Source organism: Brevibacillus sp. HB1.1, assembly GCF_013332445.1.
In the GTDB taxonomy this organism is placed as follows: domain Bacteria; phylum Bacillota; class Bacilli; order Brevibacillales; family Brevibacillaceae; genus Brevibacillus; species Brevibacillus porteri.
In genome coordinates this window covers 910,529-927,902 of sequence record NZ_JABMIV010000001.1, presented here as the reverse complement: position 1 = coordinate 927,902, position 17,374 = coordinate 910,529, and the positions used below count along the sequence as shown (strand labels likewise).

Annotated in this window: 1 protein-coding gene (only partly in view); it reads left to right on the top strand. The window is 47.7% G+C overall.

Going from position 1 to position 17,374, the window contains the following annotated elements; all coding sequences use genetic code 11:
• On the top strand, positions 1-17,374 hold the 3' portion of the coding sequence (locus HPY27_RS04385; RefSeq protein ID WP_174224417.1) for a non-ribosomal peptide synthetase. The gene continues 4,148 nt to the left of window position 1, outside the view; 17,374 of the gene's 21,522 nt are visible here — the last part of the coding sequence; its start codon lies off the left edge, out of view; its stop codon occupies positions 17,372-17,374.

Genomic DNA, 17,374 nt, shown 5'->3' with positions numbered 1-17,374 from the left:
CGCCCTCATGAGAGGAATTCGCATCAACAATGATGGGGCAGATAAAGTCGGATTTTATGCGCCAAGTATAAAAGGTCAGGCTGAGGTGATTCAGCAAGTATTAGACGACACCAAGGTTCATCCTGAAACAGTTAGCTATATCGAAGCGCATGGAACGGGCACTTATTTAGGAGACCCGATAGAATTTGCGGCGCTCAATGAAGTGTATACAAAATACACATCCAATAAACAGTACTGCGGACTTGGATCGGTGAAGACCAATATTGGACATCTCGATACAGCCGCAGGGTTAGCGGGTTGCATTAAAGTAGCATTAAGCTTATACCATAATGAAATTCCTCCATCACTAAACTATGAAAAGCCGAATCCGAATATCAATTTGAATCAATCACCTTTTTATGTAGTTGATACGCTCAAAAAATGGGAGGATGCGCCTGTTCCCCATAGAGCGGCGTTAAGTTCATTTGGACTTGGCGGGACGAATGCTCATGCGATTTTTGAACAATGGAAGAATGGGACAGAAACTAAGCGTGTCAGCGTAAGCGATGATAACAACCAGCACGTTTATTTCGTGCCGTTATCCGCCAAAAACGATGATCGAGTACTTGCGTATGCCCAGCAACTCATTGATTTCCTTAGCGGGAATCATGAACAAGTCCATATTGCAGATTTGGCCTATACTCTCCAAATGGGAAGAGAAGCGATGGAGAGCAGGGCTATTTTTATTGTCAAAAATACAGGGGAACTCATTCAAAAGCTGGATGACTTTTTGAGTGGAGAGGAACAAGCTGCAGGTAGCTTTAGCGGAAACGTAAAACAAGCAAACCATGAAGTCTCCCTATTGAAAAAGAATGAGACGAATCGTGAGTTGATTTCCAAGCTGTTTGCAGAAGGCAAAGGAGAAAAAGCAGCCGAATTGTGGAGCAAGGGTCTGGATATCGAGTGGGAAGTCCTGTATAAAGACGCAAAACCTCGTCGCATCAGTCTTCCTACCTATCCTTTTGCGGAGGAGTCCTATGGGGTTCCCGAGATGGATACGAAAACGAACATGAATGTGCGCACGGAGTCGGGATCGGCTTCTGTACAGATTTCGCCAATCTCTTCAGCAACTCCAACGCCAGAAACGCTGCTTCTCCAAACATGCTGGAACGAACAGGAGATCAGCCAAAAAGCTGGTTCGCCTGCTTTTGCAGAGCATCTCGTGATCCTTTGTGAATGGGCAGAGGAATTCAGAGAGCGTATCGAATCCGAAATGAACGGAGTGCACTGCCTGGTCTTACAACCACAAGCACAGCAGGAAAGTATCGCAGAACGGTTCCATGCCTACACCGTTCAGGTATTCACGGAAATCCAGCGAATCCTTGCCAATAAACCAAAGGGAAAAGTTCTAGTTCAGCTTGTTGTACCTGACAAAGAGGAACAGCAATGCTTCTCCGCTCTCTCTGGTTTGCTGAAAACGGCTCAATTGGAGAATCCAAAGCTGATTGGACAGCTTATTGAAGTGATGGCAGAGGTCAATCCAGCAGATTTGGTCCAGAAGCTGAAACAAAACAGCAATGATGAGAAAAGTAAGCACATTCGTTATCAGGATGGCAAGCGCTGGGTGAGCGGCTGGACAGAAATGAAATCTTCTGGGCAAGCGGAGCATGTATGGAAAGAAGATGGGGTTTATCTGATTACGGGCGGTGCAGGCGGATTAGGCTTGATTATTGCCAAGGAAATCGCCGAGCGAACGAAGGGAGCGACTGTGATTATCACGGGTCGCTCTTCCTTGGATGAAGATAAGAAAGCCAAATGCAAGGAATGGAAAGCACTAGGAGCCAATATTCAATATCGTCAGGCTGATATCACACAAAAGCAGGCGGTAGAAGACTTGTTCCAATCTATCAAGCAAGAGTTTGGTAGCCTCACTGGCATCATTCATGGTGCGGGAGTCATTCGTGACAGTTTCATCATTAGAAAAACAACGGATGAACTGGAACAAGTGTTGGCGCCAAAAGTTTCTGGACTTGTGCATCTCGATGAGGCAAGCAAGGATATGGCGCTCGATTTCTTTATTCTCTTCTCCTCTGGGGTGGGGTGCTTCGGGAATGCGGGGCAAGCCGATTATGCTGCTGCCAATGCCTTTATGGATCAATACGCCAAGTATCGTCGTGGATTGATGAAAGCAGGTGAACGACAGGGCCAAACACTCTCTATCAATTGGCCGTTGTGGAAAGATGGCGGTATGCGTGTGGATGAAGCGACAGAGAAGATCATGGAGGCAAGAGGCATGGTAGCGATGCCGACTGCAAGCGGCATTCAGGCACTGTATCAAGGGGTGGCTTCTGGCTCTGTGCAGATGTTGGTTATCGAAGGCAATTTGCCAACACTCAAGGAACACTTGCTAGGTAATCCTGTCGTGTCGCAGCTCGATTCGACACCGATGCAGGATGCGAAGCTATCGGTCGATGCAGGCGTGTTAAAAGATAAAACGCTTTATCAGCTAAAAGTGATGTTCGGTCAAGAGACGAGGCTTGGGGCAGGTAAAATCGCTGTCGACGAACCGTTCGAAACATACGGAATCGATTCGATTATGGTGATCCAGCTGAATAAAAAGCTAGGTGATGTCTTTAGCGAATTGTCCAAGACGATCCTGTATGAATATCAGACTCTTAACACCCTTGCAGATTATCTCGTCGCTGATCATCATCAGGAATGCATGAAGTGGACGGGGCTTGATCGTCAGGGTGCGGTCAATCATGGAACTCCAACACCACGGGCGCATAACGAACGTGATACAGCCAACCATGAACCGACTGGCAGTGTAGCCGTGCAATCAGGAAATCAGATAGCGCGGGAGCCGATTGCTATTATCGGCATGAGCGGACGTTATCCAAAAGCGCGATCGTTGAACGAGTATTGGGAGAATCTGAAATCCGGAAAGGATTGCATTACGAAAATTCCAGAGGAACGTTGGTCATTGGATGGCTTTTTCGAACCTGACCCAGACAAAGCTGTGGCAGAAGGAAAAAGCTACGGAAAATGGGGCGGCTTTGTAGACGGATTCGCTGACTTTGACCCTCTCTTTTTCAATATGTCCCCGTGGGAAGCGATGCATTTCGATCCGCAGGAACGGTTGTTTATGGAGTCGTGCTGGGAAGTGCTGGAGGACGCAGGTTATACGAGACAACTGCTTGCAGAAAAGTACAATCGACGAGTCGGAGTGTTTGGAGGGATCACAAAAACAGGGTACAGCTTGTATGGACCTGATTTATGGAAGCAGGGTGAATTGATTTACCCGCACACATCGTTTAGCTCACTGACGAATCGTGTTTCCTATTTCCTCAACCTCCAAGGTCCGAGTATGCCGATTGATACGATGTGCTCTGCTTCGCTCACAGCGATTCATGAAGCGTGCGAGCATCTGTATAACGGGGATTGTGAGCTAGCGATTGCTGGCGGAGTCAACCTATATCTGCATCCTTCCAGCTATGTCTTTTTGTCAGCGCTGCATATGCTTTCCGTAGATGGACAATGCAAAAGCTTTGGGCAAGGCGGAAACGGTTTTGTACCGGGAGAAGGCGTAGGTACAGTACTGCTCAAACCACTGTCAAAAGCAATGGCAGATGGCGACCATATCTATGGATTGATTCGTGGAACCAGTGTGAATCACGGTGGAAAAACCAATGGCTATACCGTACCGAATCCAACTGCTCAAGGAGAGCTGATTCGCCAGGCGTTGGATAAGGCAGGCGTTCATGCCAAAACCGTAAGCTATATAGAAGCGCACGGAACAGGCACGGAGCTAGGTGATCCAATTGAAATTACGGGTCTCATTCAGGCCTTCCGCAAGGATACGCAGGATACGGGATATTGTGCGATTGGTTCCGTTAAATCCAATATTGGTCACTTGGAAGCGGCGGCTGGAATAGCAGGAGTGGCAAAAATTTTGCTGCAAATGAAGCATCAACAGCTGGTCCCAAGCCTGCATGCGCAAGAGTTGAATCCGAATATTCCTTTTTCGAAAACGCCTTTTGTCGTTCAGCAGGACTTGGCTGAATGGAAACGACCGATCATGGAAGTGGATGGAGAAAGGAGAGAATTCCCGAGAATTGCCGGGATTTCTTCTTTTGGTGCAGGAGGGTCCAATGCACACGTCGTGATTGAGGAATATATTTCTCAGGTCAAGGAACGGCCTTCGATTACGATCAGTCCGCAAAATCCGGCGATCATCGTCCTGTCGGCAAAGAATAAGGAGCGTCTCGTCGAACAGGCTCAAAGACTGTTAGCGTCGATTGAGGAGCAATCCTTTACAGATGTGGATCTGGCTGATATTGCGTATACGCTCCAAGTAGGACGTGAGGCAATGGAAGAACGCCTGGCCCTGATGACGAGCTCGCTTACAGAATTGGTAGAGAAGTTGCGTAGCTTTCTTGCAGGTGATAACAGTATTACGGACCTCTATCGCGGTCAGGTAAAACGAGGCAAAGAAACAGCAGACATCTTCGCAGGCGATGAGGAATTGCAAGAAGCGATTGAAAAATGGATGCAACGCAAAAAATTCTCGAAGCTTCTCGATTTCTGGGTGAAGGGTTTGCATTTTGATTGGAATAAACTTTATGACGATGAAAAGCCTCGTCGGATTAGCTTGCCAGCGTATCCTTTTGCCAGAGAGCATTACTGGCTGCCAGAACCAAAGAAACAACCGTCAACTATCACTCAAGGTACGCTTGGTCTAACTGCTTCCTTACATCCTTTGCTGCATCAAAATACCTCGGATCTCAGTGAGCAAAGATTCAGCTCTACGTTTGATGGTCAGGAATTCTTTTTATCGGATCATGTTGTAAAAGGTAAGAAGATCCTGCCTGGGGTTGCTTATCTTGAGATGGCTCGAGCTGCTGCGGATCTAGCAGCGGGAGTGCTGGAAGAAGAGCAATTCACGATAGAGCTTAAAAATGTAGGTTGGGCGCAACCAATTGTGGTGGAAGACAAGCCTGTTCAGGTGCACATCGGCATTTATCCTGAGGATAACGGAGACCTTCGTTATGAAATATACAGCGAACCGCAGAGAGAACAGGCTGAATCGGTAATACACAGCCAAGGAAGTATGGTGTTTGCAGCAATCACTGCTGCACCCACGCATAATCTCGATGGGATCAAAGCCCAATGCAGCTATCGCACGCTTCATGCAAGTGAGTGTTATGAAGCCTTTCAAACAATGGGACTTGTCTATGGACCAGCCCATCAAGGAATTGAGCAAGTGTACGTGGGAGAAGGACAAGTATTGGCCAAGTTAGTCATGCCTTCCAAGGTTGCCGAGACGCAAGGAGAATACGTTTTGCATCCGAGCATGCTGGATTCGGCCTTACAATCCTCTATCGGATTATTACTTGGCACAGGCGATACAGCGATTCTGAAGCCACTCCTGCCTTTTGCACTGGAGAAGCTGAGCATTTTTAGCCAGACTACCTCCCGGATGTGGGTATGGATTCGACAGGCTGACGGCAGTAGGACGGGAGACAAGGTTCAGAAAGTAGATATTGATTTGTGTGACGACCAAGGAACGGTTTGCGTGCGTATGCAGGGCTTCTCGGCACGAGTACTGGAAGGCGAAGTAGAGACGCTGGATTCCAATGGGAGACTCGGAACCCTGCTGGTTCATCCTGAGTGGAAGGAACAAGCAGTTGTGAGCAACGCTGAAGCCCCTGATTATACACAGCGAGTCGTGATGATGGTTGAACCGGATCGCGTTTCTTGGAACAATCTCCAAACCTACTTGAATGGAGTCCGTTGCATTCCTTTGCGATCCTCACAAAAAGGCATTGCCGAGCGTTTTATTGATTATACGACGCAGGTATTTGAGGAAATTCAAGAGATTTTCAAGCAAAAAGTACGCGGCAAGGTATTGGTTCAGCTTGTCGTTCCTTTGCGAGCAGAACAGCCGTTTTTCACTGCGTTCTCTGGGTTGCTGAAAACGGCAAAATTGGAGAATCCCAACTTGATTGGACAGGTAATGGAGGTAGAATCGGGCGACAGCGAATTCGAGATTGCTGAAAAAATAAAGGAGAATGTACGCCGCCCATTGGATGTTCAGATTCGATATCAATCTGGAAAGAGATATGTATCAGAGTGGGTAGAACTGGATGCTCCACAAGAGGCGAGTATTCCGTGGAAAGACGGTGGGGTTTATCTCATCACTGGCGGGGCAGGCGGACTGGGTTATCTTTTTGCCAACGAAATTGTACAAAAGGTCCAACATGCGAACCTGATTCTGACTGGACGTTCCCCATTGGATGAAGAGAAGCAAGGGAAACTCCAGACATGGAGAAGATCGGGAGCAAGAGTTGAATACCGCCAAGTTGATGTGACGCAGAAACAGGAAATGGCAGAATTGATCCGCACGATTCTACAGGACTATGGGCGACTTCATGGCATTATTCATAGTGCTGGCGTGCTTCGTGACAGCTATATCCTCAAGAAAAACAGGGAGGAAGTCCAATCGGTTCTGGGTCCGAAGGTTACGGGTCTCATCAATCTGGATGAAGCCAGCAAAGATGTAGATCTGGATTTTCTGGTGCTGTTTTCCTCGGTGGCAGGCAGCTTGGGAAATATCGGACAAGCTGACTATGCTTGCGCCAACGCCTTTATGGACAGATTCGCGCACTATCGCAATGGATTGGTTGCATTACAGCAACGTCACGGACAGACATTGTCCATGAATTGGCCATTGTGGAAAGAGGGCGGAATGCAGGCAGACGTAGAGGCTGGTGACATGTTGAAGCAAAGCATGGGAGTAGTTGCTATGCAGACTTCGACGGGTATTGCAGCGATGTACCAAGGCTTAGCCTCCGGAAAAGCTCAGGTCATGGTGATGGAAGGTGATCTGGCTAAGCTCAGGCAAACACTGCTTTTGCAAACACCAGTCAGCAGTTCTCAATCGAAGCATGCTCTTGTCCGATCCGAAGCGTTGGTCACGGTGGATACCAGCAGTCTGTTGCAAAAAGTGGAACTTGCTTTGATGCACATCGTGTCGGAGCTGCTTCAGGTTCAACCCATAGATATCGATGTCAAAGTGGAGCTGTCTGAACTCGGATTTAATCAGGTACTACTGACTGAATTCGCCAACAAGCTTAATCAGCACTACCACATTGGGCTGATTCCGACTGTATTCGTAGAGAGTCCGACGCTACAACAGCTTGCATCCTATTTACTTGAAGAATTTGAAGAGATGCTGATCAAACAGATGCAGCCAGTGGTATCGATCACACCAACGAAGGTAGAGCCAAATGAAAAACAAACGATCACCACTGTGGAACCAAATGTCCTTAAAGAGAAAGCGACTCATTTTGTTAAAAAGGAATTTGCCGAGGTTCTGCAACTGCCTGTGAATCGAATCGAAGAAGATGTCGCGATGGAGACATACGGAATTGATTCGATTCTATCCATGAAATTAACCAACCAATTAGAGAAAAGCTTTGGCTCGCTGCCGAAAACGTTATTTTTTGAATATCAAACGATTCAAGAATTGATTGGATATTTCTTGGACACCTATCGAGACAAATTCATGGAAATCTTGGGTCTTACGGAACAGCAGGAAACCGTTGTTATCCAAGAAACAGTATCCGTGACAAAAGAAGAAAACACATCGAAAAGGCAAAGGAACAGCCATCGCGGAAGAAGTCGCAAAGGCTCGCGGTTCATTACGACACAGAAGGAAACCCAACCAGCCAAAGGAGCTTTGGACATTGCGATCATTGGGGTTTCTGGACGTTATCCGAAAGCACGGAATACACAAGAGTTCTGGAACAATCTGCGCGATGGCAAGGATTGCATTACGGAGATCCCCAAAGAGCGCTGGAACCACAGCCTGTATTTTGATGAGGATAAGAACAAACGAGGGAAAACCTACAGCAAATGGGGCGGATTCATAGACGGTGTTGACCAATTCGATCCGCTTTTCTTCAACATCTCGCCTCTGGAAGCAGAAATCATGGACCCGCAGGAACGTTTATTCCTGGAGTGTGTGTATGAAACCTTAGAGGATGCAGGTTATACTCGCGAATCTCTTGGCTCGTCTCAAGGCTTCGGACTTGGCGGTAATGTCGGTGTTTATGTAGGCATCATGTATGAAGAGTATCAACTGTATGGTGCACAAGAAACCATGATGGGCAGACCGATGGCCCTTGGCGGAAGCTTCTCATCGGTAGCGAACCGGGTTTCTTATTTCTTTCATTTCCATGGTCCTAGCGTTGCTGTAGACACCATGTGTTCCTCGTCTCTAACCGGCATCCATTTTGCTTGCCAAAGCTTGCTGCGAGGTGAATGCGAGGTTGCGATTGCGGGTGGTGTCAATGTTTCGATTCATCCAAATAAATATTTGATGCTCGGACAGGGGAAATTTGCTTCCAGCAAGGGACGATGCGAAAGCTTTGGGCTTGGCGGTGACGGCTATGTACCTGGTGAGGGTGTCGGAGCGGTACTACTTAAACCCCTGGCGAAAGCAATCGCCGATGGAGATCAAATTTACGGTGTGATTAAAGGAAGTGCCATTAACCATGGCGGCAAAACAAATGGTTATACCGTACCTAATCCGAATGCACAAGCGAGTGTAATTGGACGTGCCTTGAAGGAGGCAGGAATTGATCCACGGACGATTAGTTATTTGGAAGCTCACGGCACAGGTACTTCTTTAGGGGATCCAATTGAGATCGCAGGATTGACAAAAGCCTTTCAAGCGTACACGACAGACAAGCAATTCTGCTCAATCGGATCAGCGAAGTCCAATATCGGGCATTGTGAGAGTGCAGCGGGAATTGCCGGGATAACGAAAATCCTGTTGCAGCTCAAACATGGACAACTAGCACCATCCTTGCATGCGGAGGTGCTAAATCCGAATATTGATTTCAGCACGACTCCGTTTGTCGTACAGCATGAGCTGGCAGAATGGAAACGTCCTGTTATTGACGGTCAGGAAATTCCAAGGCGCTCGGGGGTGAGCAGCTTTGGTGCGGGTGGCTCGAATGCTCATATCGTCATCGAAGAATTCATTCCAGAATATGAGCAACGTCCAGCTATCCAAGTAAGTCACACGAATCCAGCGATCATTCTCCTGTCAGCGAAGAATGAAAGCCAGCTCCACGAACAGGCACAGCGTTTGTTAGCTGCGATCAAGGATCAGTCCATTTCTGACCTGGATGTAGCAGCTATTGCCTACACGCTTCAAATTGGACGAGAAGCCATGGAAGAGCGCCTGGCTGTGATGGCCAGCTCCATTCAAGAGCTTCAGGAAAAGCTGACGCAATTTGTAGATGGACAGGAAGGCGTCGCAGACGTATTCCGTGGACAGGTGAAAGGCAACAAAAAGACGATTGCGGTGTTCGAAGCGGATGAAGATTTGAAACAGGCAATCGATGCTTGGATAAGCAAAAGAAAATACGCCAAGCTGCTTGATCTGTGGGTAAGTGGAGGCGTGGTTGAATGGCACAAGCTCTACGGTGAGAAGAAACCTCGTCGCATTAGCATGCCTACGTATCCGTTTGCAAGAGAACGTTATTGGATTCCTCAGATGGATACGCAATTTGTGAGCGAAGTTGCAGCAGCATCAGAAGGGACACTCTTCCTTCACCCATTGCTCCAGAAAAACACGTCTGAATTGTTGGAACAACGGTATAGTTCTACGTTCCGTGGACAGGAATTTTTCTTGGTCGATCATGTTGTGAATGGACAGCAGCTCTTACCGGGTGTTGCTTATCTCGAAATGGCACGCGAGGCAATTGATCAATCAGCGGGAGCCTTGAGGGCGGGACAGAATGGCCTGACGCTCAAAAATATGGTGTGGGCCAAGCCGATTGCTGTCGATGATCAGCCTGTCGATGTTCACATTGGTCTTCAACTGGAAGACAGTGGAGAGATTGGCTATCGAATCTACAGTGAGCATACAGGAAATGAAGCAGAAGAGATTGTGCACAGTCAGGGAAATGCCGTATTCCATGCGGTTGCCGAGACGCCAACGCTTGATCTCGCTACGTTACAAGCCGCGTGCAGCCTTGGCATCTTGAGTGGCAGCCAATGCTATGACGGTTATAAAGCAATGGGAATCCATTATGGTCCGGCGCTGCAAGGAATTGAGCAAGTGTATAAGGGCACGGAGCAGGTGTTGGCAAAGCTGTCTTTGCCTTTCGCTGTTTTGGGGACAGAAGAACAGTTTGTGCTGCATCCAAGTATGATGGATTCTGCTTTGCAGGCGGCGATTGGTTTATTTATGGAGGCAGATGACAGGAGCTTCTCTCACCAGCCTGATTCGTTAAAGCCACTCTTACCATTTGCGCTGGATGAGCTGGAAATCTTCAGTCCATGCACGCCGAAGATGTGGGTGTATATTCGCTACAGTGATGGCAGCAGCGCTTCTGATCCTGTGCAGAAGCTGGATATTGATTTATGTGACGAGCAAGGAAATGTTTGCGTCAGAATGAAGCGATTTTCATCTCGTAAGCTGGACGGCAAAGTGGAAGACTTCGAAACCACAGGGGCACAAGAGATGCTGATGGTTCATCCTTGCTGGAAGGAACAGGCAGGTGTTCAGGAAACGGAGACTCCTACCTATGCACAGCATATCGTGATGATGGCGGAAGGCTTTGAATCGTCGCTCGCAAGTATAGCAGCACAGATGAACGAAGTGCGCTTGATACCTTTACAATCCCAACAGGATGGCATTGCGGACAAGTTCGAGACCTATGCTTCCCAAGTATTTTTGGAAATCCAAAGCATCTTTCAACAAAAGATACTTGGCAAAGTGTTATTACAGGTTGTCGTTCCCGACGAAGCGGAGCAATCGTACGTAAGCGGACTTTCTGGCTTGCTGAAAACAGCTCAGCAGGAGAATCCAAATGTAGTCGGTCAATTCATGGAAATAAACCCAGGTGAACATGCGGCAGTAATCGTAAACAAGCTGCAAGAGAATGCCTGCCATCCTATGGACGACCGAATTCGCTATCAAGCGGGTAACCGCTATGTACTGGGCTGGTGCGAAACCAAGCTATTGCATGATGAAGTCACTATTCCATGGAGAGATCAAGGAACCTATCTGATTACGGGTGGTGCAGGTGGTTTAGGGTTGATTTTCGCAAGGGAAATCGCAAATCAAGCGAAACAGGCAACCTTAATTCTCACAGGACGTTCTCCTCTTCGTGAAGATACACAAGCGATGCTCCATGATTTGCAAAGGTCAGGGGCAAGCGTTGTCTATCGTCAAGTTGATGTGACGGACAAACAGGAAGTCGTCCAGCTCATCCAAAGTATTCAACAGGAATTCGGAGGTCTTCACGGCATTATCCATAGCGCGGGTGTCGTTCGAGATAACTTCATCCTCAAGAAAACGACAGAAGAATGGAACCAAGTGGTAGCCCCAAAAGTTGCCGGCCTTACGAATTTGGATGAGGCAAGTAAAGATCAGCCTCTCGATTTCTTCGTCCTCTTTTCTTCGATAGCAGGAAGTATAGGAAATGTTGGTCAGGCAGATTATGCTTGCGCGAATGCCTTTATGGATGGCTATGCGAAATATCGGAATGAACGGGTGCAGGCAAAGCAACGTCAAGGTCAAACAGTCTCCATCAACTGGCCGCTCTGGAAAGAGGGCGGGATGCAAGTAGACGAAGCAGTTGCGGAGATGGTGAAACAAAGGGTTGGAATGATCGCTTTGCAGACCGCGACGGGTATTCGTGCATTTTATGAAGCCGTAGCTTCTCGAAAAGATCAGGTGATGGTAATGGAAGGAGACCTGCAACGCCTCCACGCAGCAGTGGTGGGAAGACCGAAGACAACAGAACAAGAAGTCAAAGCTTCTACCGTCATACAACCAACAAGTCAACATTTGCCAAAGGAAAAAGCGATTTATTATTTCAAAAAGCTGGTCTCTTCCGTCATCAAGCTGCCAATTGACCGCATCGAAGCAGACGCCTTGTTGGAAAAGTACGGAATTGACTCGATTATGGTCATGCAATTAACCAATGAACTAGAAAAAACGTTTGGTTCGCTGTCGAAAACATTATTTTTCGAATATCAAACCATCGAAGAAATTGCGAAATACTTCCTGGCATCGTATCGAGAGCAAATGATGAGCATCTTTGGTATGGACGAGAAAGAAGCACCAACGGTATCCCCTGTTAAAAAATCGAGCGTTGCACCAGCGATGGTTGCGGCAACGGCAAAACCGATCATTAACAACCGCAGGAGCAGAGGCAACGCATTGATAGAAACGACGAGAGCAACCAAACAAGTAAACGACGCCTTAGACATTGCGATTATTGGGGTCTCCGGTCGTTATCCGAAAGCTGGAAACATGAATGAGTTCTGGCGTAACCTGCGTGATGGCAACGATTGTGTCACAGAAATTCCTGAAGAGCGTTGGGATCACAGCCTGTTTTTTGATACAGATAAGAAAAAGCAAGGAAAAACCTACAGCAAGTGGGGAGGCTTCCTGGACGGTGTAGATCAATTTGACCCGTTATTTTTCAATATCACACCAAGAGAGGCTGAGATCATGGACCCGCAAGAGCGCTTGTTCTTGGAATGCGTCTATGAAACGTTAGAGGATGCCGGGTATACTCGTGAATCTCTCGGCTCAACACCTGGCATGGGTCTAGGCGGTAATGTTGGGGTTTATGTCGGAGTCATGTACGAAGAATACCAGCTCTACGGAGCCCAGGAAACGATGCTCGGCAGACCGATGGCACTGGCAGGAAGTCCAGCCTCCATTGCGAATCGGGTTTCTTATTTCTGCAACTTCCATGGACCTAGCATGGCGGTAGATACGATGTGTTCCTCTTCCCTGACAACCATTCATTTGGCTTGCCAAAGTCTACAGCAAGGGGAATGTGAGGCTGCTATTGCAGGTGGAGTCAATGTTTCCATTCACCCGAATAAATACTTGATGCTTGGGCAGGGAAAATTTGCATCGAGCAAGGGACGATGCGAAAGCTTTGGTATCGGCGGTGACGGGTATGTACCTGGCGAGGGTGTGGGAGCAGTCCTGCTCAAACCTCTGGCGAAAGCGATTGCCGATGGAGATCAAATTTATGGTGTGATAAAAGGAACAGCGGTTAACCATGGAGGAAAAACGAATGGATACAATGTACCTAGCCCGAATGCCCAAGCTCGGGTTATTGGACGTGCTTTCCAAAAAGCCGGAATCGATCCTCGGACGATCAGCTATCTGGAAGCACATGGTACGGGAACCTCTTTAGGCGATCCCATTGAAATTACGGGCTTAACGAAGGCTTTCGAAACGTATACAAATGACAAACAGTTTTGTGCTATTGGATCAGCGAAGTCCAACATCGGGCATTGCGAGAGTGCAGCGGGCATTGCTGGGGTGACAAAGGTCTTGTTGCAGCTCAAGCATGGACAATTAGCACCATCCCTGCATGCCGAAGTACTCAATCCGAATATAGATTTCAGCTTGACGCCGTTTGTTGTTCAGCAAGAGCTGGCGGAGTGGAAACGCCCTGTCATTGACGGACGGGAAGTTCCACGACGTGCTGGTGTGAGCAGTTTTGGTGCGGGAGGATCGAATGCTCATGTGGTGATTGAAGAATATCTTCCCAAAATGCAAGAGCAGCCTACGGTACGGACAAGTCCGCAAAATCCTGCTTTGATTCTCTTATCGGCCAAAAATGAAGAACAGCTTCATCAACGGGTACAACGACTGCTCGGAGCCATTGCGGAACAGGGATTGTCTGATGCGAATTTAGCTGAAATGGCATATACCCTTCAAGTGGGACGAGAAGCGATGGAAGAACGTTTGGCTGTGATCGCGGGCTCAATGATGGAAGTTGAAGAGAAATTAAAGCAATTCATAGGAAGACAGAAGGACATTGAAGACCTGTACCACGGACAGGTAAAACGTCATAAAGAGACCTTGGCAATCTTTGCAGCAGATGATGATATGCCGCAAATGATTGATTCCTGGATGAACAAAGGCAAATACGGAAAATTGCTGGACGTTTGGGTGAAAGGGCTGAACTTGGACTGGAGCAGCTTGTATGGTGAGAGAAAGCCTCGCCGGATTAGTCTTCCAACCTATCCCTTTAGCAGAGAAGCTTATTGGGTGCCTGGTGGATATACGTCATTTACAGGTGCAACATCCCTATCCACATATGAGCAACATCCCGTTGACTCTGACATGCGCATCGTGAAAAAGCAATGGAAGGCTTGCCCAGTTATGCCAACCAAGGTAGCTCATCGGACGATAGGTATTTTCACAACGGATGAAACGAAGCATTTGGCGATTCAACTGTCCAACCATTTCGCTAAGAGTGAAATCATGGAGCTGAACGAGCTCGAATCACGATTCCATCAGGATGAGATGGAGTGGAAAAACTATGATGGCATCGTAGATTTGATCGGTTGTGGACATCAGCAGCAGACCGATACGCTGGCTTGGATTCCGTGGCTGCAACAACTCATTGAGAATGGTCATAAGGAAGGCTTGAAGTTATTGGGTGTGACAAAAGGCTTGGAGTCTTTCCAGAATGACTCGGTCAATTTGGCAGGTGCCTCACGTGTTGGTTTGTACCGCATGCTGCAAAGTGAATATAAGCATCTGCAATCACGCCATGTGGATTTAGATCCATTGGCTGATGGAGAAGAACTGGCGCAACAGATTGTAGCAGAGTTTCTCATCGATGATCAGGAAACAGAGGTTTGCTATCGATCAGGTGAGCGTTATAGCGCTTATCTGCAGGAAGAGATGGTAGCGGAAAGTCAGGAGTCAGCGCTTGTTTTCCCAGAGAACCATGTTTTATTGATCACAGGAGGTACACGAGGGCTTGGATATTTATGTGCCAAGCATTTTGTAGAGCGTTATGGTGTCAAAAAACTGGTGCTCACAGGGCGAGAAAGTCTGCCGCCACGCGAGCAATGGGGAGCCTATCAGCAGCAAAGCAATTCTGTAGCAAAGAAAATTCAGGCGATACAAGCTTTGGAAGCGCAAGGCGTGCAGGTTCGAGTCTTATCTGTATCTTTAACCGATGAAGAGGCTTGGCAACAGCATTTGCAGGATTTGAAACAGACGATGGGTCCGATTGGCGGGTTGATTCATTGCGCTGGTTTTAGCGATGATCAAAATCCTGCGTTTATTCGGAAATCGACGGAGGGAATTCAGCAGGTATTACAACCGAAAGTGGCTGGGCTGCATACGATTTTCCATAACTGCAAGGACGAGCCTCTACAGTTCTTCGTTCTCTTTTCATCTGTTTCGACAATCATTCCATCCCTGGCTGCGGGCCAGAGTGATTATGCGTTAGCCAATGCCTATATGGATTATTTTGCAGAGGCACATGCAGATTCTTGCCCGATCATGAGCGTTCAGTGGCCGAGTTGGAAGGAAACGGGAATCGGTGCCGTTGCGACCAGAGCGTATCAACAAACAGGTCTGGTACACATCACTGACGAGCAAGGACTGCGATTGTTGGATCATATTCTATTGAAAAAGATGGGTCCCGTTGTTTTCCCGGCAGTCATTAACCAAGAGCTGTGGGAACCTCATCAGTTGATGCGACACAAAAAGCAAGAAGCTTCTGCTGCGAGCCTGTCTTCTCGTCGTCCAACAGCAGGCAAGCCGACGCAAAGCGTAGTGGATCTTGTGAAGACAGCACAAACAAGACTGATTGACCTGTTTGCGAAGGAACTGAAAATAGATCCTGCCAGATTGGAGATAGATAAAGAGTTTCCAGACTATGGGATCGATTCAGTGTTACTGGCTCAAGTCATGAATGAGATCAGTAAATGGTTAGGCAAGGACTTGGACCCGACGATTTTATATGAATATCCCACTATAGAAACGCTTGCAGAATGGCTGTCTAGCAATCACGGCGCTTCCATCACTGACGATCAGACGCTGACTTCTCCTGAAAGGAACGACGATCCGAAGAGTCAGCCCGTCCAGAGTGAGACTGTGAAAAGCCAGAGGTTGAGTAGTCAGGCTACTCCATATAGGGAGGCAAATCCATCTGACATTGCAGTAGTGGGGCTTTCGTGCCGTTTTCCGGGTGCTCGTAATGTGGAAGAATATTGGAATTTGTTAGCGGAGGGCCGTTCAGCCATTGGTGTTGTACCCAAGGAACGCTGGGGCTATGAAAATTCCTATCATGCAGGACTTCTGGACAACATTACTGCTTTTGATCCTTCTTTCTTCTTGATAGCAAAAGAAGATGCGAAGGCCATGGACCCGCAAGCCTTATTGGTATTGGAGGAAAGTCTTCATCTCTGGCATCAGGCTGGATACACACCGAAGGACATCAAGGGAAAATCGGTAGGCGTCTACATCGGGGCAAGAAGTAATCATCGCCCAAGTGAAGATCGTCTGCATCAAACACAGAACCCAATTATGACCGTAGGACAAAACTATTTGGCTACAAATATTTCCCAGTACTTCGATCTTAGAGGTCCGAGTATGGTCATCGATACCGCATGCTCTTCGGCGCTGGTCGGGATGAATATGGCGATTCATTCCCTTCGGAGTGGAGAGATTGAGGCTGCTATCGTAGGTGGGGTTAACGTGTTAAGCGGTGATGAAGCGCATCGGATGTTCCACCAAAGAGGGATTTTAAGCGAAGAGCCAGCCTTCCATATTTTTGACAAACGTGCGGGCGGACTCGTATTGGGAGAAGGCGTAGGAATGGTTTTATTGAAGACCGTGGAGCAAGCACTTGCAGATGGTGATGAAATACATGCCGTCATCAAGGGAGTAGCGGTCAACAATGATGGACGAACGGCAGGTCCTGCCACCCCGAATATGCAAGCCCAAAAAGAGGTTATGCAGTTGGCAATGACTAAAGCTGGTGTGAATCCGGAACAAATCAGCTATATAGAAGCGAATGGCTCGGGTTCAGAGGTGACAGATTTACTTGAACTCAAAGCGATTCAGTCTGTCTATCGCTCATCTCATACAGCCGCTTGCGGATTAGGCTCGATCAAGCCCAATATCGGTCATCCATTATGTGCAGAAGGCATTGCCAGTTTGATAAAAGTCGTGCTGATGCTCAAAAACCAACAATTGGTTCCGTTCCTGTCGGGGCAAGAGCCGATGACCCATTTCCATATGGAGTCAACGCCTTTTTATTTTCAGCGACAGCTTTCTGAATGGAACGATTCGCACAGAATAGCAGCGATGAATTGTTTTGCAGATGGGGGGACCAACGCAAACGTCGTTTTACAATCCTGGGAGGAGGCAGTCTCACGTCCGAACAAACGACAGTCGATTGCACCTCCGACGTTAAACCGATTTGACGTCTACCGTGAAGAGGCAGGTCGTTCAACAAAAACACTGACATATCTGAGCCAGAAACCAAACCATACGACCAGTATCTGGAAGCGACAAATAGTGGAGGGATAA